This window comes from Metabacillus schmidteae (genome assembly GCF_903166545.1).
Classification (GTDB): Bacteria; Bacillota; Bacilli; order Bacillales; family Bacillaceae; genus Metabacillus; species Metabacillus schmidteae.
In genome coordinates this window covers 3,849,604-3,869,067 of sequence record NZ_CAESCH010000001.1, presented here as the reverse complement: position 1 = coordinate 3,869,067, position 19,464 = coordinate 3,849,604, and the positions used below count along the sequence as shown (strand labels likewise).

General features: G+C 36.7%; 16 protein-coding genes, 2 pseudogenes and 1 riboswitch. Of the genes and pseudogenes, 13 read left to right on the top strand and 5 right to left on the bottom strand.

Going from position 1 to position 19,464, the window contains the following annotated elements; genetic code table 11:
• Nucleotides 1–4: 4 nt before the first annotated feature.
• Nucleotides 5–1,690 carry a DEAD/DEAH box helicase gene (locus HWV59_RS18920; RefSeq protein WP_175639766.1) on the bottom strand — a complete coding sequence of 562 codons (1,686 nt, stop codon included), beginning with the start codon at nt 1,688–1,690 and terminating at the stop codon, nt 5–7.
• Between the two features lie 319 nt (nt 1,691–2,009).
• A riboswitch (glycine riboswitch) is annotated at nt 2,010–2,099 on the top strand.
• A 207-nt stretch (nt 2,100–2,306) separates the two neighbouring features.
• Between HWV59_RS18920 and gcvT the strand changes: the two genes are divergently transcribed.
• The 4 genes from gcvT to HWV59_RS18900 all read left to right on the top strand — a co-directional run bounded on the left by gcvT (nt 2,307) and on the right by HWV59_RS18900 (nt 7,235).
• Nucleotides 2,307–3,407, top strand: a complete 1,101-nt coding sequence (gcvT, locus tag HWV59_RS18915) for a glycine cleavage system aminomethyltransferase GcvT (protein WP_102229375.1) — start codon at nt 2,307–2,309, stop codon at nt 3,405–3,407.
• Between the two features lie 40 nt (nt 3,408–3,447).
• On the top strand, nt 3,448–4,794 hold the full coding sequence (gene gcvPA / locus HWV59_RS18910; RefSeq protein WP_102229374.1) for an aminomethyl-transferring glycine dehydrogenase subunit GcvPA: 1,347 nt from the start codon (nt 3,448–3,450) through the stop codon (nt 4,792–4,794).
• Nucleotides 4,787–6,244, top strand: coding sequence for an aminomethyl-transferring glycine dehydrogenase subunit GcvPB (gene gcvPB / locus HWV59_RS18905; RefSeq protein ID WP_102229373.1), 1,458 nt, complete (start codon nt 4,787–4,789; stop codon nt 6,242–6,244). The genes gcvPA and gcvPB overlap by 8 nt, the downstream gene beginning before the upstream one ends.
• A gap of 319 nt (nt 6,245–6,563) precedes the next feature.
• Entirely contained in the window at nt 6,564–7,235 is a 672-nt protein-coding gene (locus HWV59_RS18900) for a MerR family transcriptional regulator (protein WP_175639765.1), read from the top strand.
• Nucleotides 7,236–7,269: 34 nt separating this feature from the next.
• On the opposite strand, the gene HWV59_RS18895 is transcribed toward HWV59_RS18900, so the two are convergent.
• Together HWV59_RS18895 and HWV59_RS18890 are read right to left on the bottom strand one after the other, a co-directional pair.
• Nucleotides 7,270–8,514 (bottom strand): CNNM domain-containing protein, encoded by a 1,245-nt coding sequence (locus HWV59_RS18895; RefSeq protein ID WP_102229371.1) that lies wholly within the window; start codon nt 8,512–8,514, stop codon nt 7,270–7,272.
• A 188-nt stretch (nt 8,515–8,702) separates the two neighbouring features.
• Nucleotides 8,703–9,071, bottom strand: a complete 369-nt coding sequence (locus HWV59_RS18890) for a rhodanese-like domain-containing protein (RefSeq protein WP_407941643.1) — start codon at nt 9,069–9,071, stop codon at nt 8,703–8,705.
• A gap of 197 nt (nt 9,072–9,268) precedes the next feature.
• Here HWV59_RS18890 and HWV59_RS18885 point away from each other — a divergent pair, with 197 nt between their 5' ends.
• The 5 genes and pseudogenes from HWV59_RS18885 to HWV59_RS18865 all read left to right on the top strand — a co-directional run bounded on the left by HWV59_RS18885 (nt 9,269) and on the right by HWV59_RS18865 (nt 14,864).
• On the top strand, nt 9,269–10,105 hold the full coding sequence (locus tag HWV59_RS18885) for a lipoate--protein ligase family protein (protein ID WP_102229370.1): 837 nt from the start codon (nt 9,269–9,271) through the stop codon (nt 10,103–10,105).
• Between the two features lie 378 nt (nt 10,106–10,483).
• Nucleotides 10,484–11,920, top strand: a pseudogene (locus HWV59_RS18880) (vitamin B12-dependent ribonucleotide reductase); the annotation flags it as partial.
• Between the two features lie 254 nt (nt 11,921–12,174).
• A pseudogene (locus tag HWV59_RS18875) lies at nt 12,175–13,293 on the top strand (hypothetical protein); the annotation flags it as partial.
• 134 nt (nt 13,294–13,427) lie between these two features.
• Nucleotides 13,428–13,847: a transcriptional regulator MntR gene (gene mntR / locus HWV59_RS18870; RefSeq protein WP_175639764.1), complete on the top strand. Its 420-nt coding sequence runs from the start codon at nt 13,428–13,430 to the stop codon at nt 13,845–13,847.
• Between the two features lie 129 nt (nt 13,848–13,976).
• Nucleotides 13,977–14,864 (top strand): patatin-like phospholipase family protein, encoded by an 888-nt coding sequence (locus HWV59_RS18865; RefSeq protein WP_175639763.1) that lies wholly within the window; start codon nt 13,977–13,979, stop codon nt 14,862–14,864.
• On the opposite strand, the gene HWV59_RS18860 is transcribed toward HWV59_RS18865, so the two are convergent.
• Entirely contained in the window at nt 14,861–15,241 is a 381-nt protein-coding gene (locus HWV59_RS18860) for an SA1362 family protein (protein ID WP_175639762.1), read from the bottom strand. The two genes, HWV59_RS18865 and HWV59_RS18860, sit on opposite strands and share 4 nt — an antisense overlap.
• A gap of 44 nt (nt 15,242–15,285) precedes the next feature.
• Nucleotides 15,286–16,236, bottom strand: coding sequence for a DUF1385 domain-containing protein (locus HWV59_RS18855; protein ID WP_175639761.1), 951 nt, complete (start codon nt 16,234–16,236; stop codon nt 15,286–15,288).
• A 375-nt stretch (nt 16,237–16,611) separates the two neighbouring features.
• Here HWV59_RS18855 and HWV59_RS18850 point away from each other — a divergent pair, with 375 nt between their 5' ends.
• The 4 genes from HWV59_RS18850 (at nt 16,612) to efp (ending at nt 19,421) form a co-directional block, all read left to right on the top strand.
• A complete protein-coding gene (locus tag HWV59_RS18850) occupies nt 16,612–17,133 on the top strand; it encodes a YqhR family membrane protein (RefSeq protein ID WP_102229363.1) in 522 nt (173 codons plus the stop codon).
• 136 nt (nt 17,134–17,269) lie between these two features.
• Nucleotides 17,270–17,710 (top strand): type II 3-dehydroquinate dehydratase, encoded by a 441-nt coding sequence (aroQ, locus tag HWV59_RS18845; RefSeq protein ID WP_102229362.1) that lies wholly within the window; start codon nt 17,270–17,272, stop codon nt 17,708–17,710.
• Complete coding sequence (locus HWV59_RS18840) at nt 17,710–18,771, top strand: M24 family metallopeptidase (protein ID WP_175639760.1); 1,062 nt, start codon at nt 17,710–17,712, stop codon at nt 18,769–18,771. The genes aroQ and HWV59_RS18840 overlap by 1 nt, the downstream gene beginning before the upstream one ends.
• Before the next feature lie 92 nt (nt 18,772–18,863).
• Nucleotides 18,864–19,421, top strand: a complete 558-nt coding sequence (gene efp, locus HWV59_RS18835) for an elongation factor P (RefSeq protein WP_102229360.1) — start codon at nt 18,864–18,866, stop codon at nt 19,419–19,421.
• Nucleotides 19,422–19,464: the final 43 nt, after the last annotated feature.

Sequence of the window (19,464 nt, the reverse complement as noted above, 5' to 3'; positions counted from 1 at the left end):
CTTTCTACTTATCTCCGCTTGCTGCTTTTCGTTGTTCTTGTGAAGCTTGAGCATAATCGAGAATTGATGTTAAATTCTCCATTTTTATTTTCATTTCTCTGTCGCTTTTTGAGTGGTACATGATGTCTTGTATATGTTCCTCGAAGTTTTTAATTTCTAATCGAGTGAGAATCTCATCAAGGTCACCAATGACTTTTTCAAATAAATTAATTTTGTCATACAGAAGAGTTAAAATATGTTCTTCAACTGTGTTTTTGGTTGCCATATTGTATATGTTAACGTCTTGTTCCTGACCTAAACGGTGTATACGACCAATACGCTGTTCTAAACGCATTGGATTCCATGGTAAATCATAATTGATAATATTATGACAAAATTGAAGGTTGATTCCTTCACCGCCAGCTTCTGTCGCTATGAGTACTTGTACGCGATTTTTAAAGAGTTCTTTCATCCAATCTTTTTTTCCTCTTTTAAAGCCACCACGAAATGGAACGGACGTAATGCCATGCTGCTGAAGAAACCATTGTAAATAAAATTGAGTTGCTCGATATTCAGTGAAAATAATGACTTTATCATCAAGTTCTTTGATTAACTCTACTACTTTTAATGCTTTTGAGTTTTGCGTAACACCGTCAATGGCCATCATAATTTCTTTGATGACATCATTTGGCAAAACAGCTTCCTCTTCTTCAGGCAAGTCAAGCATCTTTTTAAGAGTCATATAGACAGCTTCACGACTACTGCAAGCTTCCCGTTGTAAGGTCATAATAGAGAAGGTGTTTGCAGCATATTGTGATGATGACTTAAGAGCAGAAATGGTGTCATAAAGATGTTGTTCTGTTTCTGAAAATTCGATTGGCACTGTTTCAACAATACGCTTTGGCCATTCAATACCTGTGTCACCGCGCCGATTTCTAATCATAACTTTATTAATGAGCTCACGTAATTGCTCATGGTCCTCAATTGAACGTTCCTTCGCTGAAAACACATCTGAAAAATAGGCTTCGTTTCCAAGATGGCCTGGTTTTAATAATGATACTAAGTTGAAAATTTCTTCTACTCTGTTTTGAACTGGTGTTGCTGTTAATAGTAAACAATATTTCTTTTTTAAATTTTGAACAAATTCATAGTTTTTTGTTTTATTATTTTTAAGCTTGTGAGCTTCATCAATTATGACGAGATCATAGTTCTGGTTATAGACAATGTCACGATGTGGGCTTCTTTTCGCTGTATCAATAGAGGACACAACAACATCACATGCTTCCCATACATAACTTTTCTTTTGTTCTACAGCAGGAATAAAGAATTTTTCAATTAATTCACGGGCCCATTGTGATACAAGTGATGCCGGGACGAGAATAAGTACTTTTTTGACCAGTCCCCGAATCATATATTCTTTTAAAATGAGACCAGCCTCAATTGTTTTTCCCAAACCAACCTCATCAGCAAGGATCGCTTTACCGTTCATTTTTTCGACGACTCTTTGCGCTACTTCTAGTTGATGAGGTAGAGGTGTAAAGTGTGGCAAGTGTTTTGGGGCTTGTAAGCCTTCAAAAGAAGGAACTTGTGTATTCTTTTGAACTTCATATGCAAGCTTGTAAAGCTCCCAATTTGACCACGGTCCATCATTGTTTAGTTTTTCTAGAAATCCCTCCTGCCAGGAGAAAAAGAAGTTCGTCTTGATGTTCATTGTAAAGACATTCCTTTCATGAAAATGACTTTTATGATTGTTCATGATTTTTCGTAGAATAAGTGAAAATAACATATAAAAAAGACTGATAACGACAAAAACCGAACATTCAATATAGAAATATTTTTTAATGTTAAGATAAAAAAGGATTGTCGAAAACATACACACATGGTAGGATGTTAATAAGAAAGTTCATCATTTTCATATCTTTCAGTCAGCTTAACGCTTTCATTCGTTTGAAAATGCAAATGTTTAAAATGTCAAATGTCATAATTCAGGTTTTAGTAGTATAGCCAACAAGAAAACAAAATATGTGCGGATGAGAATAAGGGGAGAGACTATAGGTTAGTATAGCGCCGAAGGAGCAAACAATTGTGAATCTCTCAGGCAAAAAGACTCTTATTTGACGCGACTCTGGAGAGTGTTTGCGTGTGTTCACGTAAACTACCAAAGGGGAAAGCTTTATGAGGTGATAGTATGTCTTATTACAAGGCCACTAGTATCACGCACTCATAAGGTAAACTTTCAGGTTAAAAGGACAGAGACTTCCACAAGTAGATGGGAGTGTTATGTCCTTTTTTTGATGCATTTTTTAATATCGGAAGGAGTAGTCCACATGACAGAACTACATCGAACACCTTTATACGATCTTTATAAAGAGTATGGTGCCAAGACAATTGATTTTGGAGGTTGGGATTTACCTGTTCAATTTACTTCTATTAAGGAAGAACATGAAGCCGTTCGAACAAAAGCGGGGTTATTTGATGTATCACATATGGGTGAGGTCGAGGTTCGAGGTGAAGATAGTTTAGCTTTTTTACAAAAGGTTGTAACGAATGATGTGTCTCTTCTTAAGTCAGGTGGCGCCCAGTATACGGCTATGTGCTATGAAAATGGCGGAACAGTGGACGATTTACTCATTTATAAAAAAGAGGAAAATGATTATTTGCTGGTTATTAACGCTTCGAACATCGAAAAAGATCTTGAGTGGCTAAAAGCAAATAAAAGTGGAAATGTGACAATTGAAAATAAATCAGATGAATATGCTCTTCTTGCTCTTCAAGGGCCAATTGCAGAAGAAGTTCTTCAAACACTAACGGACACAAACCTATCTGAAATCAAGCTTTTTAAGTTTAAAAACGATGAAATAGTTGCTGGTGTTCATGTGTTAGTGTCTAGAACTGGCTATACAGGTGAGGATGGGTTTGAGCTATATTGCCATTCGAATGATGCTGCAACTTTATGGAGAAACATTCTTGAAGCAGGTAAAAGTAAAGGTGTTATTCCATGTGGACTAGGTGCGCGAGATACATTACGTTTTGAAGCAACATTGCCTTTATATGGTCAAGAGCTCTCGAAAGATATTACCCCAATTGAAGCGGGCATTGGGTTTGCAGTGAAAACAAACAAAGAAGCTGAGTTCAATGGAAAAGCGGTTTTATTGCAGCAAAAGGAAAAAGGAACTGCTCGTAAGTTAGTGGGAATTGAGTTATTGGAAAAAGGTATTCCGCGTCATGGTTATGAGGTTTTTTCTGGTGAAGAAGTCATAGGTGTTGTGACAACTGGAACACAGTCACCAACCTTAAAGAAAAATATTGGTTTAGCTCTACTAAAATCTGAATTTACACAGCCGGGTACAGAGGTTGAAGTTCAAATTAGAAAAAAACGTTTAAAGGCTTCCGTGGTTGCTACACCATTTTATAAAAAATCAAAATAATCGTTTAACTAAATGTGTAACTGAGAGGAGATTTCACGACATGAATCATCGTTATTTACCAATGACAGACCAAGACAAGCAGGAAATGCTTCAAGCAATTGGTGTTCAATCAATAGATGAATTGTTTCAGGATATTCCTGAGAACGTTCGTTTTAAGGGAGATTACAAGATTAAGCGGGCAAAATCAGAAACAGAGCTCTTAAAAGAATTATCGCAGCTTGCAGCCAAAAATAAAGATTTACGCAAGAACGCGTCATTCCTTGGTGCAGGGGTTTATGATCATTACATGCCAATTATTGTTGATCATGTCATTTCTCGATCAGAATTCTACACAGCATATACTCCATATCAACCTGAGATTTCACAAGGTGAACTACAAGCGATTTTTGAATTTCAAACGATGATTTGTGAGCTAACCGGAATGGATGTGGCAAACTCATCGATGTATGATGGTGGAACAGCATTAGCGGAAGCCGCAATGCTTGCAGCTGGACAAACAAAAAAGAAAAAAATTCTCGTTTCAAAGGCCGTAAATCCTGAAACACGAGATGTAGTAAAAACATATGCAGCGGGTCAATATATCGAAGTGATTGAGATTCCTGTACAAAATGGTGTAACAGATTTAGAGGCATTAAAGCAGGAAATGAATGAAGATGTGGCAGCAGTTTTAGTTCAGTATCCAAACTTCTTTGGTTCTATTGAGCCATTAAAAGAGATTGAGCCGATTGCGCATACTGGAAAAAGTATGTTTATCGTTTCATCCAACCCTCTTGCTTTAGGTGCATTAACGCCTCCGGGAGCATTTGGTGCCGATATTGTTGCAGGAGATGCACAGCCATTTGGAATTCCTACAGCTTTTGGTGGACCACATTGCGGCTATTTTGCTGTAACAAACAAATTACTCCGTAAAGTTCCAGGTCGACTTGTTGGGCAAACAACAGATGAAAATGAAAAACGCGGATTTGTTTTAACTCTTCAAGCACGTGAACAGCATATACGACGTGATAAAGCAACATCTAATATTTGCTCAAATCAAGCATTAAACGCCCTTGCAGCTTCAGTTGCTATGACAGCTTTAGGCAAGCAGGGTGTTAAGGAAATGGCCATTCAAAATATCCAAAAAGCTAACTATGCAAAAAGAGCTTGTTTGAATGCAGGAATAGAAGTTCCATTTGACCAGCCTATATTCAATGAATTTGTGATTAAGCTTTCAAAACCTGTTTCCGAGGTCAATAAGCGCCTTTTAGAGAAAGGGATTATCGGTGGATTTGATTTAGGGAAAGTTGATGCTGAATTTAAACATCATATGTTGATTGCCGTGACAGAGCTACGTACAAAAGAAGAAATCGACACACTTGTGATGGAATTGGGGGATGACAATGAGTAATCAAGATCAAGCATTAATTTTTGAATTAAGCAGAGAAGGACGTATTGGGTATAGCTTACCAGAGCTTGAAGTCGATGAGTTGTCATTAGATGAACTAATTCCTACTGATTATATTCGTACAGAGGATGCTCTGCTTCCTGAGGTTTCAGAGCTCGATATAATGAGACACTACACAGCTTTATCCAAGCGTAACCATGGAGTTGATTCTGGGTTTTATCCATTAGGTTCTTGTACGATGAAGTATAACCCGAAAATTAATGAAAATGTAGCGCGTATTGCAGGTCTTGCCCATATTCACCCGTTGCAGGAAGAATCAACAGTCCAAGGGGCTATGGAGCTTTTATTTGACCTTCAAGAACATTTAAAAGAAATTACAGGAATGGATGAAGTGACACTTCAACCAGCCGCAGGAGCTCATGGTGAGTGGACAGGATTAATGATGATTCGTGCCTATCATGAAGCAAACAATGACACGAAAAGAACTAAGGTCATTGTTCCTGACTCAGCACATGGAACAAACCCGGCTTCTGCAACTGTAGCTGGTTTTGAAACAATTACAGTTAAATCAGATGAAAATGGTTTAGTTGATTTAGAAGATTTGCGCCGTGTTGTGGATGAACATACAGCGGCATTAATGTTAACGAATCCAAATACGCTTGGACTTTTTGAGGCGCATATTTTAGAGATGGCGCAAATTGTCCATGACGCAGGTGGCAAGCTGTATTATGATGGAGCTAATTTAAATGCTGTTTTAAGTAAAGCTAGACCGGGCGATATGGGGTTTGATGTTGTTCACCTTAATCTTCATAAAACATTTACCGGCCCTCATGGTGGAGGTGGTCCCGGTTCAGGTCCTGTAGGTGTTAAAGCAGATTTAATCCCTTATCTACCAAAGCCTGTGTTAGTAAAGAATGAAGATGGCTATCATTTTGATTACAACCGTCCACACTCAATCGGTCGAGTGAAGCCATTCTATGGAAATTTCGGGATCAATGTAAGAGCTTATACGTATATTCGTACGATGGGTCCTGACGGATTAAAAGCTGTTACAGAATACGCAGTGTTAAATGCAAACTATATGATGCGCCGTTTAGCACCATATTATGACCTTCCATTTAATCAACATTGTAAACATGAATTTGTTTTATCAGGTAAGCGACAGAAGAAATTAGGAGTTCGGACACTTGATATTGCGAAGCGATTACTCGATTTTGGGTATCATCCACCAACGATTTATTTCCCATTAAACGTTGAGGAATGCATCATGATCGAACCTACAGAAACAGAATCCAAGGAAACACTTGATTCATTTATCGATGCCATGATTCAGATCGCAAAAGAAGCAGAAGAAACACCTGAACTTGTTCAGGAAGCCCCTCACACAACTGTTGTAAAAAGATTAGATGAGACAACTGCAGCACGAAAACCAATACTAAAGTTTCAGCGCTAAATGTGAAAATGACCTACACGCCTGTAGGTCATTTTTTGTGCTTTATATCTTTTGCCAACTGGACACTACTATTATTTATGAGCATATTCATTTTGATAGTAACTATCCTCTTAATCAAAATGTACATGTATCTATGTTTCATATATTCCAACCTGCAACTAAGTCGCTCATTGTCCTAAAAATACATTTCATGCCGAAAAAGTAATGATTCTCATACAATATGACTACTTTTTAGAACCTTTGTCGAGAGGGAGGAAATAGGTACTTAGTTCGTAGAACTAGTAGTATTAAGAAAAATAGACAAAGGTTGGTGTTTAGATTGGCAGCTAAATATGTAACGATTTCAAAAGCAGCGTCATTGATAGGAGAAAAAGCATTTGTATTGAAACAGTGGGAGGAAGATTTTTGTGATCTTATTACGCTAAAAAGAGATGAAAGAAATGTACGGTTATTTACCGGAGAAAACATTGAATTATTTCAAAAGATTAAAGCTTATAAAGAAAGAAATTTAGATAACGAGACAATTAAACAACTTCTTCAGCAGCAACCTGTAGGTTCATCCCCTCAAACAGGCTTAATTGATGCAGATATTGCTGAGTTGAAAGAAACTCTTTCAAAAATAACGTCATTTATTGAATCGAGACAAGTCCAATCTATGATACAAATGGATGAACGACTTGATCTGCTTGAAAGAAGTGTCATATCATCCGTGTCAGAGAAAATCAGTGAGACAGCAAAATTGCAAACAGAGGTGGCTCGTATTGAGTTTTCAGATCTTCAAGACATGATTACAAGCCTGGAAGTGACTGCTGAGGCGGAAAGGGAAACGTTTAAAGAAGAAGTTCAACAAGAAAGAGAAATTGCACAACGAAAAACAGATGAGCGTGAAGAGCGATTTTTAGCATTTGTAAGAGAGCATCAATATAAACAAGAGAGAATAAAACAAGATAAATCAGGATTTTTAAAACAAATATTAAGTTTCGCAAGATAAATGTAAAAGGTCGCGTTTAAGAGCGACCTTTTTTCTATGTACTTTCAGTATGTTCAACACTTTTATCAATTCTAATTTTCTTTAGCTTATTATCTTCTACATTAAAAATGCTGAAATGAAGGTTTTGGTAGTCGTATGTTTCGCCTTCCTCAGGGAATCGACCTAATTCTTTCAGAAGAAATCCTGTCAAAATATCTTCTTGTTCAGGTATATTCGTTTTGAACACTTCATTTAGTCTTCTTAACGCAAGCTTTCCATTACATATTATAAAGTCTTCTGATATTTCTTCAATTAATATTTCTTCATCCTGATCTGTTTCATCTTTTATTTCTTGGCCAATCATTGCTTCAATGATGTCTTCATGGCTTATGATCCCTTTTGTACCACCATATTCATCGAGAACAATCGCTAAATGTCTTTGTTTTTTTAACATTAACTTAAATACCGTTTCAATCGAATGAAATTCAAAAACAAAGAGTGGGTCATCATCTATAAAATCTTCCAGATTTTTATGAGGCTCTAAAGACCAGGATAACAATGATTTTGAATGTAGAACACCGATGATTTGATCCATGCTTTCCTCGTAAACAGGGTAACGTGTATGACGGCCTCCTAAAACAATGTCTCTAGTTTCTTCATAAGTAGATCCTGAAGCAATCCCCTGAATTTCAGTTCTTGGTACTTTTAATGCATCGCGAACATCTAGATCATAAAAGTCGATAGCCCCTTTTATACGCTTGGTTTCATCTGTTTGCAGGATCCCTTCAGAGGTAGCGATGTTAACCATTGTAATAAGTTCTTCTCTTGAGATAGAAGCGGTTTTTTCTTCTCCTTTTGACAGTATATTAATAACCAATCTGGTAAACCTTGATAGGAGAAAAATCAATGGTTTTAAGATGAAAATAAGGATGCGTATAACTGGGAAAACCATATAGGCGACCTTATCTGCAAAAGTAGCGGCGATGGACTTCGGTAACACTTCTGCAAAAATAATTAGTACAACAGTTAATACCCCTGTAGCAACACCAACGCTAATTCCATATTCAATAGCAATGACCGTCACAAGTGTAGGTAACATAATGTTAGCGATATTGTTTCCAATTAAGATACCGGTAATGATTTCATCAGGCTTTGAAACAAAGTTTAGTAATTTTTGTGATTTTTTATCATTGTTTTCTGCTCTTGATTTTAATTTCATTTTGTTTACAGCAGTAAGAGCTGTCTCGCTGCCTGATAAGAAAAATGACATGAATAGAAAAAACACTATAGCGATAAACAAGACTCGATTCCTCCAACAAATATACATTTATAGTTCTAGTTATTATCTTACCTTATTTTTTGATTTGAAGTCGAAAAAAGTGATAGATGGATGAAAGAAGCGAATGATTTACTATAAGAAAAAGCAACTTCCAATTTCATCTACATGAAAGATGATGACTGATAGTTGCTTCTTGTAGGGATTATTTATTATTTTTTCTTTACTTTCCCTGTCCAGCCTTTAAAGCCGCCCTTTAAGCAATGCAGGTTATTATAGCCTTTTCGCTTTAACATTTGTGCTGCGCGGCCACTTCGCATTGTATTTTGACAATAGAAGTAAACTGGTTGATCAGGACGAATTTCTTTGTAGCGTTGGCGCATTTGAGAGAGCGGAATATTTCTAGCTCCAAGAATATGGCCACCCTCATACTCGTTCGGTTCACGAACATCTATTAATTGTGCTTTACGATAACCTGAACGAAATTCTTCTTCTGTAAGTTGCTTCATAATTTTACGTTGATAGAAAAAATTAAACGCAGTGTAAGCAATCAGGGCAGCTGCTACGATGATGAGTATAATAGTTGATGTTGTCAATATCCTCGACCCCTTTATTATTGGTTATCTCATTGTAAGCTCATAAGAACTCATATACAGACTTCTATTATTATATAAAAGCTTGTGCAAAATGTCATCAGGTTGTATGCAATATTATTTTCTTCCAAATAAACTTCTGATAGACTTAGGATGTAAAAATATTATACAAAGAGGGTTACAACATGGCAAAAGAAGTATGGAGATATATTGATTCTGGAAATTGTTCCCCAGCGTTTAATATGGCGATGGACGAGGCACTTTTAGAATGGCATAGTGAAGGGAAAATTCCTCCTACGATTAGATTTTATGGTTGGAATCCAGCTACACTTTCAATTGGTTACTTTCAAAAGGTTGAAAAAGAAATAGATCTGGAAGCAGTAAAAAAATATGGCTTAGGTTTCGTCAGAAGACCCACAGGTGGACGAGGTGTTCTTCATGACCAAGAGCTTACATATAGTGTAATCGTATCTGAAGAACACCCGGATATGCCTAAAACGGTGACAGAGGCGTATCGTGTGATTTCTGAAGGAATTTTAGAAGGTTTTAAAAATCTAGGCCTTGATGCATACTTTGCGATTCCGAGAACAGAGGAAGAAAAAGCTGGACTAAAATCACCAAGATCAGCTGTTTGCTTTGATGCTCCTTCTTGGTATGAGCTTGTTGTAGAGGGGCGGAAGGTAGCGGGTAGTGCGCAAACTCGACAAAAAGGTGTGATATTACAACACGGCTCCATTTTACTAGATCTGGATGAGGATATGCTTTTTGATCTATTTAAATACTCAAACGATCGAGTGAAAGAAAGAATGCAAAGAGCATTTAAAAACAAGGCCGTTGCAACGAATAGTCTTCGTGAAAAGCCAGTAACAATTAAGGAGGCGAAAAAAGCCTTTAAAGAGGGGTTTGAGAAAGGTCTGGATATAGATCTTGTGCCTTACGAGCTAACAAGCGAAGAATTGCAGTATGTGAATCAGCTTGCTAGAGATAAATATGAAAGTGATGCTTGGAATTTTAAAAGGTAACGATAGTGACGTGATCTTTATGATTACGTCTTTTCTATTAATTATTTGTTGGATGTCAGACCTGTAGAAATTTGACGAAAAGATTTTTTATGATATTAAATATGAAATCTTGATATAATAGGCTTTTCCCAAAAGAAAATAGATGCAAGTGACAAAATTCTTCAAAAATCCCCTTTTACAAGTCGAAATCATATCAAATCTCTTTAAAGCTTACGTTTTTAATAAGTTTTCCATTTGACAAATTGAGAAATAGTTGACCTTAAAACTATATGTAGTATTATTCGTCAAAAAGTAAACACTATATATTGAATTGTGAAAATGGATATGTTAAATTTAATCAGGAGATTTACTAGAAAGATAGATAGAGGAGTTGTTACAATGACAGTTAGTACTGAGCAAAAGATGAGCTTAGATGTGGAGAAGCTTAATAAAGATATCACTGCATTCCCGCAGGTTCATCCAATTACTGACGATATGAAATTAACACATAAGGGTGTTTCTAGACTTGTTATGCTTGATCGCTATACATTTAAAGATACGGAGAAAATTACGTTATCTGAGGGAGACTTTGTTGTATTAACAATTAAAGAGGATCCAAAATTCCCGGCAAGAGGTCTTGGCTTTATTAAAAGCATTGACTGGGAAGCAAAGACAGCAAGTGTACTGGTTGATGAAGAATATAGACACTCATTAGATAAACCTGAGGAAGTGGAGACAGGGATCGTAAACCGCTCGCTAGATGTCATTGAAAAGCCACTTGAAATCTTTTACGAACAAATTGCTAAACGTAATGCAACAGGACTAGCATCGGTTGAGAAAACAGAAGAAAAACGACAAGAATGGTTCGAAAAGTTCTACCAGGAGCTTGTTAATTTGAACTTCATTCCCGCAGGTCGTGTTTTATACGGTGCCGGAGCCGGAACAGAAGTAACGTATTTTAACTGCTATGTTATGCCATTTGTTAAGGATTCGCGTGAAGGGATCTCAGAACATCGTAAACAAGTAATGGAGATCATGAGTCGCGGTGGCGGCGTAGGAACAAACGGTTCTACACTAAGACCTCGTAACACATTAGCAAAAGGTGTAAACGGTAAATCATCCGGATCTGTATCATGGTTGGATGATATCGCAAAGCTAACCCATCTGGTTGAGCAAGGTGGCTCAAGACGAGGAGCGCAGATGATCATGCTGGCTGACTGGCATCCGGATATTATCGAATTCATTATTTCAAAAATGCAAAACCCAAGAATTCTACGTTACCTTATTGAAAATACAAATGATGGAGCAATTAAAAAATATGCTCAAGATAAATTAAAGTTCACACCATTATCACAGCAGGAAATTGATATGTACCAAGGAATTGTGAATTACAAACAAATTCCTGGAACAGGTGGATTCAGCGAAAAGATCATTAAAGATGCTGAGGTAAAGCTGCGTACTGGCGGTACTTACAGTGTTCATAATTCCGAGTTCTTAACGGGAGCTAATATTTCTGTAACGTTAACAAAAGACTTTATGGATGCAGTAGAAAACGATGCTGAATATGAACTTCGTTTCCCTGATGTAGAAAGCTACAATAAAAAAGAAATGAATGAATACAATGAAAACTGGCACAAGGTTGGAGATGTACGTGAATGGAAGAAGCAGGGCTATAAAGTACGTACGTACCGTAAAATTAAAGCAAAAGAGCTTTGGAACCTAATCAATATCTGTGCAACATATTCAGCAGAGCCAGGAATTTTCTTTATTGATAATGCAAACGATATGACAAATGCAAAAGCATATGGTCAACAGGTCGTTGCGACTAATCCGTGTGGTAAAGTGGCTTAGTTTGCCTCACGTAAAAAACTGCGGAATGAAGCGGGAAGGCTGAGATGCTAATCCGAACCGAAGGCTTGTGGTAACAAACTAGCCAGGGGCAGAGCATAGGTAGTGAAACTGTGATATCAGAATATAATCTACCCACGAGGCCGCAGCAGTAAGATATTACTGAAAATATATGCCGACCTTACATGAAAGTGAAATGTAAGAACTATTGGATAAAAAGCCAATAGGATAACAAACTACTGGAACAACCACTCGCACCATATTCTGTCTGTAACTTAGCAGCAGTAAACCTTGCCGAAATGGCAAATAAAGAAACAAAAACGGTTGATTTTGATAAGCTTCGTAAAACAGTTGAAGTTGGTGTAAGAATGCAGGATAACGTAATTGATGCAACTCCATACTTCTTACCTGAAAATAAACACCAGGCACTTGGCGAGCGCCGTGTTGGACTTGGTGTAATGGGCTTACATGATCTTCTTATTTACTGTGAAACAGAATATGGTTCTGAAGAAGGAAATGTATTAGTTGATAAAGTGTTTGAAACAATTGCAACAACAGCTTATCGTGCTTCAATCGATTTAGCTAAGGAAAAGGGAAGCTTCCCGTTCTTACTTGGAGAAGAAGATGCTGAAACAAATCGTCTTCGTGATGCTTTCACACAAACAGGGTTTATGCAAAAAATGCCTGAAGATATTTTAGAAGGTGTAAAAGAGTACGGAATTCGTAACTCACATCTATTAACTGTTGCTCCTACGGGATCCACAGGAACAATGGTTGGTGTTGCAACAGGACTTGAACCTTACTTCTCATTCTCATACTTCCGCAGTGGACGACTAGGGAAGTTCATTGAAGTAAAAGCAGATATTGTCCAAGAATATTTAGATCAACATCCAGAAGCAGATGCAAACAACTTACCATCATGGTTTGTATCAGCAATGGAATTAGCTCCTGAAGCACATGCAGATGTACAGTGTATCATCCAACGTTGGATTGATAGTTCTATTAGTAAGACTGTAAATGCGCCAAAGGGCTATACAGTTGACCAGGTCGAAAAAGTGTATGAGCGCCTATACAAAGGTGGAGCAAAAGGTGGAACTGTCTATGTTGACGGCAGCCGTGATACACAAGTATTAACACTTAAAGCAGAAGAAAATACGTTTGATGAGAATGAAGAAGTGGAAACAAAGGAAAAAGGGAAAGTAGTTCTTGTTGATACCATTAACGATCTACGCTCAACAGATGTAACAATAGGTAATGAGGTTGGAAACACCTGCCCGGTTTGTCGTGAAGGTACAGTTGAAGATTTAGGTGGCTGTAATACATGTACGAGCTGTGGGGCACAATTAAAGTGCGGATTATAATCTAAATTATTAAGTATAAAGGATCTGACAACGTCAGGTCCTTTTCTTACCTGCAAAACCTTGTCATCATTCACAAACTCATGTAAAATTGTAATGATTTCGTTAAAAAGATCGGCTATTATGGAGGGAACAAAATGCCAACACCAAGTATGGAAGATTATATAGAACAGATTTATTTACTTATTGAAGATAAAGGGTATGCTCGAGTTTCCGATATAGCCGAAGCATTGTCTGTACATCCCTCCTCTGTTACAAAAATGGTTCAAAAATTAGATAAAGATGAATATCTTATTTATGAAAAATATCGGGGACTTGTTTTAACAAATAAAGGGAAGAAAATTGGAAAGCGCTTAGTGTATCGTCATGAACTTTTAGAGCAATTTTTACATATTATCGGTGTGGATGAGGATAAAATTTATGATGATGTAGAAGGAATTGAACACCACTTAAGTTGGAATGCGATTGATCGTATAGGTGATTTAGTTCAATATTTTGAGGGAAATGAAGAAAGAGTAGAGACTCTTCGTCAAATACAAAAAAATAATGAAGCTTAAAAAACTGACGGAAAGCATTCGATTTCCGTCAGTTTTTTTATGGAATGTTGTGATTATCTCGGCCTATATAAATCATGGTCTATTTTCTCTAACCCTCTCTTACACTATAAAGGAGGATGGTGAGGAGAAATGCAAATAGACGGAGTATTTTCAGGTGGTGGAATAAAGGGATTTGCTCTAATAGGGGCGTATGAAGCGATTGAAAAAAAAGGATTTAAGTTTAAACGCCTGGCAGGAACAAGTGCAGGATCTATTATTTGTGCATTTGTCATGGCTGGTTATAAAAGTGATGAAATTTTAGAGATGATGGATGAATTAGATTTGAAATTGTTATTAGATGCAAGAAAGTCGTTTCTTCCGCATCCTATTACAAAATGGATTTCACTTTATTGGAATTTGGGTTTGTATCGAGGGGTCAAACTGGAAGAGTGGATCTGTCAGAAGCTAAGAAATAAAGGGATTAGCACATTTGCTGATTTGCCAATAGGAAGTTTAAGAGTGGTTGCTTCAGATCTAACAAATGGTCGTTTGATCGTGTTGCCTGATGATTTACTTCAATATGGAATTGATCCTTTATCTTTTTCCGTTGCAAAAGCAGTAAGAATGAGCTGCAGTCTTCCTTACTTTTTTGAACCTGTTAAACTAACAACAGCAAAAGGAGTGAATATTTTTGTTGACGGAGGTGTGCTAAGTAATTTTCCAATCTGGCTTTTTCAGCAAAAAAGTCAACATTCTAAGAAAAGGCCGGTTCTGGGGATAAAGTTAAGTTATAGTGAAAAGGAACGGCCGCCCAAAGAAATTCATAATGCGATCGATATGTTTAACGCCCTTTTTGAAACGATGAAAGATGCGCATGATAGTAGACATATATCAAAAAGACATGAAAAGAACATTGTATTTATTCCTGTTGAAAACATCGTGACAACAGAATTTGAAATAAATGAACAAAAAAAACTAGCTCTAATAGAGCTAGGTCGAAATCGAACGAACGAATTTCTAAAAAGGTGGACTTATTAGAAAAAGGCCCGGTTTTTCTTTTTGCCTTTTTTTCCTTCAATGACTGTTAGATGTGAAGGTTGTTGTTTTTTCTTTTTAATTGCAGAGGCTTTTTTTGTTTTCTTTACCTGAGATATGTTTCTAACATTTGAACCCTTCTTGCTTCGGTCGTCTAAACGTCTTTTGGATTGTTTCGCAGCCTTTAAATAGGAAGAATGTTCTTTCCCCATTCTTTTTTTAGAAACTAATCGATAGATAAGATAAATTCCCCCGGCGATTGCTGCATAGATTGCAATTTGTTTTAAAAGCCATAGAGGCTCTGACACGAGGGTTGTGACAAAACCAAGTACTCCTAATAAAATAATAACCATGACGATCCAATTCGTACGACGATTCATTCTGACCACCTCCAAGGAAAGATACCAATCAAAATACGTTCAAATTACACGATTTGCTCTGCGGACGTCTGAGTCTCTTTTTCCATCCGAAGAAGTTCGTTGAAACTGGCGATTGCTACTTCAACTTGGTCATTTGTAGGTTCTTTTGTCGTTAAGAGCTGTAACCAGAGACCCGGGTACCCTAAAAATCGTAAAATCGGAATGTGCCGAACCTTATTTGTGAGTTGTAATACCTCAAAGGATATTCCAAGAACGACAGGAATTAATGCCAACCGATTCACGATTCTTAACCATAAAGGATCTGTTGGAACAAGAGTGTAAACAAAAACCCCAACAATGACAGTAAAGAGAATAAAGCTGCTGCCACATCTGTAATGCAAACGTGATTGACTTTGAACATTTTCAACTGTTAACTCTAAATTGTTTTCATATGTGTTAATTACTTTATGCTCTGCCCCATGGTATTGAAACACGCGCCTTATTAAAGGGGTAAACGATATAGCATATATATATGCTAAAAGTAACGCGAGTTTGAAAGCGCCTTCTATAAGAATTTGCCCGAAATCGGAAGGGATAAGGGGACGAAAAAATTCTGCTAAGAAAACAGGCAATAGCGTAAAGATAACCTTACCGAAGAAAAAGGAGAGAACCCCTACTGCTGCAATGCCGAGCCACATAGTTAATTTGGAATCATTTTTTGTCTTTTGTTCCTCAATCATTTGCTCGTCATCCGATGGGTCAACTTCAAAGCGTTCAGTAGCAAAGTTTAAATGCTTAGAACCATTTGCGCTTGCCTCAATGATAGCGATAATCCCTCGTAAAAATGGTATTTTTTTTAGAGAGGATAATGTTTTTTGATTTTTTCTAGGTAAATGGAAATAATCAATTGAGTTATCCGTGCGACGAATGGCGGTTACATAATGGTGTTTTCCACCAAACATAACACCTTCGATAACAGCTTGCCCACCATATGCAGGTTTTTTTTCATTTGCCATGTGACACCAACCTATCTAATTCTTATTATGAAAGTAAACAATGTTTAATCAAAGTTTAGCTAATATCTCTATAATACAGAATTTAGAGCGAAACCTCTATAGTGATGTTTAGAAATGAACATAATAAAGCCCGAAAAATCACAATGATTAAACTGTTCTTTGGTGTGGTAAAAATGGACAAATGATCATAATTCTTCCTTTTTCTATCGTTTAGTTTAAACTAATGTATGGAAATTATTCCTATAATAACATTATACCCAGCCATTTTTTTACTAGACATTATTTAGGTGAAAAATGTGTAATTTATATGATTTCATTCTTTAAGGAATCATGCATACGTAAAAATTGGACATAGTAAGAATGGAGGTGTTGAAGATGGCAGACAAAGAAGAAAATATTAAGAAAAAGGATCAACCAAATCTAGAACAGAATAAAAAAGAAGAACCGATGTCAGTGATGGGGAAGTCGATCGTGACGGGATTTGCTGGTGGAGTTTTTTGGAGTGCAATCGCCTATCTTGCATACATTTTAAATTTTACCGAGATAAGCCCCAACCTTATCTTACAACCTTTTACACTCGGTGATTGGAAGGATGGAGTTCTTGGAAATATAATAAGTATTATTATTATTGGGTTAATCTCAGTAGGGGCAGCATTAGTTTATTATGCAATTTTAAAACGTTTCGATGGCATGTGGCTCGGAATTCTTTATGGAGGAGCGTTATGGGGCTTAGTATTTTTTATTCTGAATCCTATTTTTCCAAATGTAGAAACTGTCTTCGAATTATCACGAGCGACTATCGTTACCACATTATGTCTTTATATATTGTACGGAGTTTTTATAGGATACTCAATTTCATTTGATTATAAAGAATTTAATACCAAATTAGAAAGCTAAGGTAAACAAGATCTTGATATGGTAGAATGTTCATGTAATGAACATTCTTTTTTGTACTATCAGAAGTATAAGGTTTATCGATGATAGGATAAGAAAAACTGATCCTTGTTTATGAAAAGAGGTGTTAAAAACATTTATGAAAGTGTTAGTAATAAATGGACCAAATTTAAATCTATTAGGAAAACGAGAGCCGGGGGTTTATGGTTCAAATACATTAATTGATCTTGAAAAAAGTCTCCTAACATTTGGTGAAAAGCTAAACTGTGAAGTGACATGCTTTCAATCCAATCATGAAGGTGATTTGATCGATGCCATTCACGAAGCAGACGAACAATATAATGGAATCATAATAAATCCTGGTGCTTTTACACATTATAGTTACGCAATTCGAGATGCAATTGCAGGTATCTCTATTCCAGTCATTGAAGTACATATTTCAAATGTTCACGCAAGAGAGGAATTTCGCCATACATCTGTTACAGCTCCTGTCACAGCTGGCCAAATTATCGGGTTAGGATTTAAAGGGTATGAATTAGCCATTCTTGCATTAAAAGACCGAACAGGGGGTATGAATTAATGAAATTAGAAAACATTCGCAAACGATTTAATGAGTTATCTGTTGATGGACTTTTAATAACAAGTGAATACAATCGAAGATATATGACAGGTTTTACCGGGACAGCCGGAGTAGCTGTAATTTCAAAGGAAAAAGCGGTGTTTATCACAGATTTTCGTTATACAGAGCAAGCTGCAAAAGAGATAGAGGGCTTTGACATTGTTCAACATACAGTTCCTATTACGGACGAAGTGGCAACTCAAGTTGAAAAACTGGGTATTCAAAGATTAGGATTTGAACAAGATCATGTTACATACCAAGCTTTTACATCATATAAAAATGTTTTAAAACATACTGAGTTTATTCCTGTATCAGGGGCAGTAGAAAAGTTACGCTTGATAAAGTCACCTTCAGAGATTAAGATATTAAAGGAAGCGGCTGAGATTGCTGATGCTGCATATAAACACATTCTTAATTATATCAAGCCGGGTTTAAAGGAAATCGAGGTAGCAAATGAGCTCGAATTTTTTATGAGAAAAAACGGAGCTGTTTCTTCCTCTTTTGATATTATCGTTGCATCAGGGTATCGATCTGCACTACCACATGGTGTCGCAAGCGAAAAAGAAATCGAAAAAGGTGATTTTGTTACACTTGATTTTGGTGCATACTACAAAGGGTATTGCTCAGACATTACAAGAACGTTTGCTGTTGGAGAACCGAGTGATGAATTAAAAACAATATACTCTGTTGTACTTGAAGCACAATTGCGCGGTATGAATGGAATTAAGCCTGGCATGACAGGTAAGCAGGCAGATGCTTTGACTCGTGATTACATAAAAGAAAAAGGCTATGGAGAGTATTTTGGTCATTCAACAGGGCACGGTCTTGGAATGGAAGTGCATGAAGGACCAGCTTTATCTTTTAGATCTGACACAATTCTAGAACCGGGAATGGTTGTTACAGTTGAACCGGGTATTTATGTAGCGGGTCTTGGCGGTGTCAGAATTGAGGATGATACAGTAATTACAGATAATGGTAATGAGTCATTAACTCATTCGCCAAAAGGTCTTATTATTCTATAATAGGGAAGACATGTTCTTTACATATAAGAATGAGGTTATGAGCAAAAAAGCTCACGTTTCCTTATTTATTTATCTACTAGGAGGACTATTTTATGATTTCAGTAAATGACTTTCGTACAGGATTAACGATTGAGGTGGACAACGGCATTTGGCGTGTAATGGATTTCCAACACGTAAAACCTGGTAAAGGCGCAGCTTTTGTTCGTTCAAAGTTACGTAATTTACGTACTGGAGCAGTTCAAGAGAAAACATTCCGTGCGGGTGAAAAAGTAGCGAAAGCTCAAATTGAAACTCGTAGAATGCAATATCTATATGCTAATGGTGATCAACATGCATTTATGGATACAGAAACATATGATCAAATTGAATTACCATCAACTCAAATTGAGTATGAATTAAAATTCCTTAAAGAAAATATGGAAGTGCAAATTATGATGTTTGGAACAGAAACACTTGGTGTTGAGCTTCCAAACACTGTAGAGCTGGAAGTAACAGAGACTGAGCCAGGTATTAAAGGTGATACAGCTTCAGGTGGTTCTAAACCAGCTACTCTTGAAACAGGGCTAACTGTTCAAGTACCATTCTTTATTAACCAAGGTGATCGTTTAATTATTAATACAACAGAAGGTTCTTACGTATCACGTGCGTAAAATTATTTCTAAAAAGAGATGCTGAATAAACTGGCATCTCTTT

Coding starts and splice junctions, on each gene's coding strand:
- HWV59_RS18855 (WP_175639761.1), bottom strand. CDS start 16,236: ATGGCAAATGAAAAAAAACCTGCATATGGTGGGCAAGCTGTTATCGAA.
- aroQ (WP_102229362.1), top strand. CDS start 17,270: ATGAAAGTGTTAGTAATAAATGGACCAAATTTAAATCTATTAGGAAAA.
- mntR (WP_175639764.1), top strand. CDS start 13,428: ATGCCAACACCAAGTATGGAAGATTATATAGAACAGATTTATTTACTT.
- HWV59_RS18885 (WP_102229370.1), top strand. CDS start 9,269: ATGGCAAAAGAAGTATGGAGATATATTGATTCTGGAAATTGTTCCCCA.
- HWV59_RS18865 (WP_175639763.1), top strand. CDS start 13,977: ATGCAAATAGACGGAGTATTTTCAGGTGGTGGAATAAAGGGATTTGCT.
- efp (WP_102229360.1), top strand. CDS start 18,864: ATGATTTCAGTAAATGACTTTCGTACAGGATTAACGATTGAGGTGGAC.
- HWV59_RS18850 (WP_102229363.1), top strand. CDS start 16,612: ATGGCAGACAAAGAAGAAAATATTAAGAAAAAGGATCAACCAAATCTA.
- HWV59_RS18860 (WP_175639762.1), bottom strand. CDS start 15,241: ATGAATCGTCGTACGAATTGGATCGTCATGGTTATTATTTTATTAGGA.
- gcvPA (WP_102229374.1), top strand. CDS start 3,448: ATGAATCATCGTTATTTACCAATGACAGACCAAGACAAGCAGGAAATG.
- gcvT (WP_102229375.1), top strand. CDS start 2,307: ATGACAGAACTACATCGAACACCTTTATACGATCTTTATAAAGAGTAT.
- HWV59_RS18920 (WP_175639766.1), bottom strand. CDS start 1,690: ATGAACATCAAGACGAACTTCTTTTTCTCCTGGCAGGAGGGATTTCTA.
- gcvPB (WP_102229373.1), top strand. CDS start 4,787: ATGAGTAATCAAGATCAAGCATTAATTTTTGAATTAAGCAGAGAAGGA.
- HWV59_RS18840 (WP_175639760.1), top strand. CDS start 17,710: ATGAAATTAGAAAACATTCGCAAACGATTTAATGAGTTATCTGTTGAT.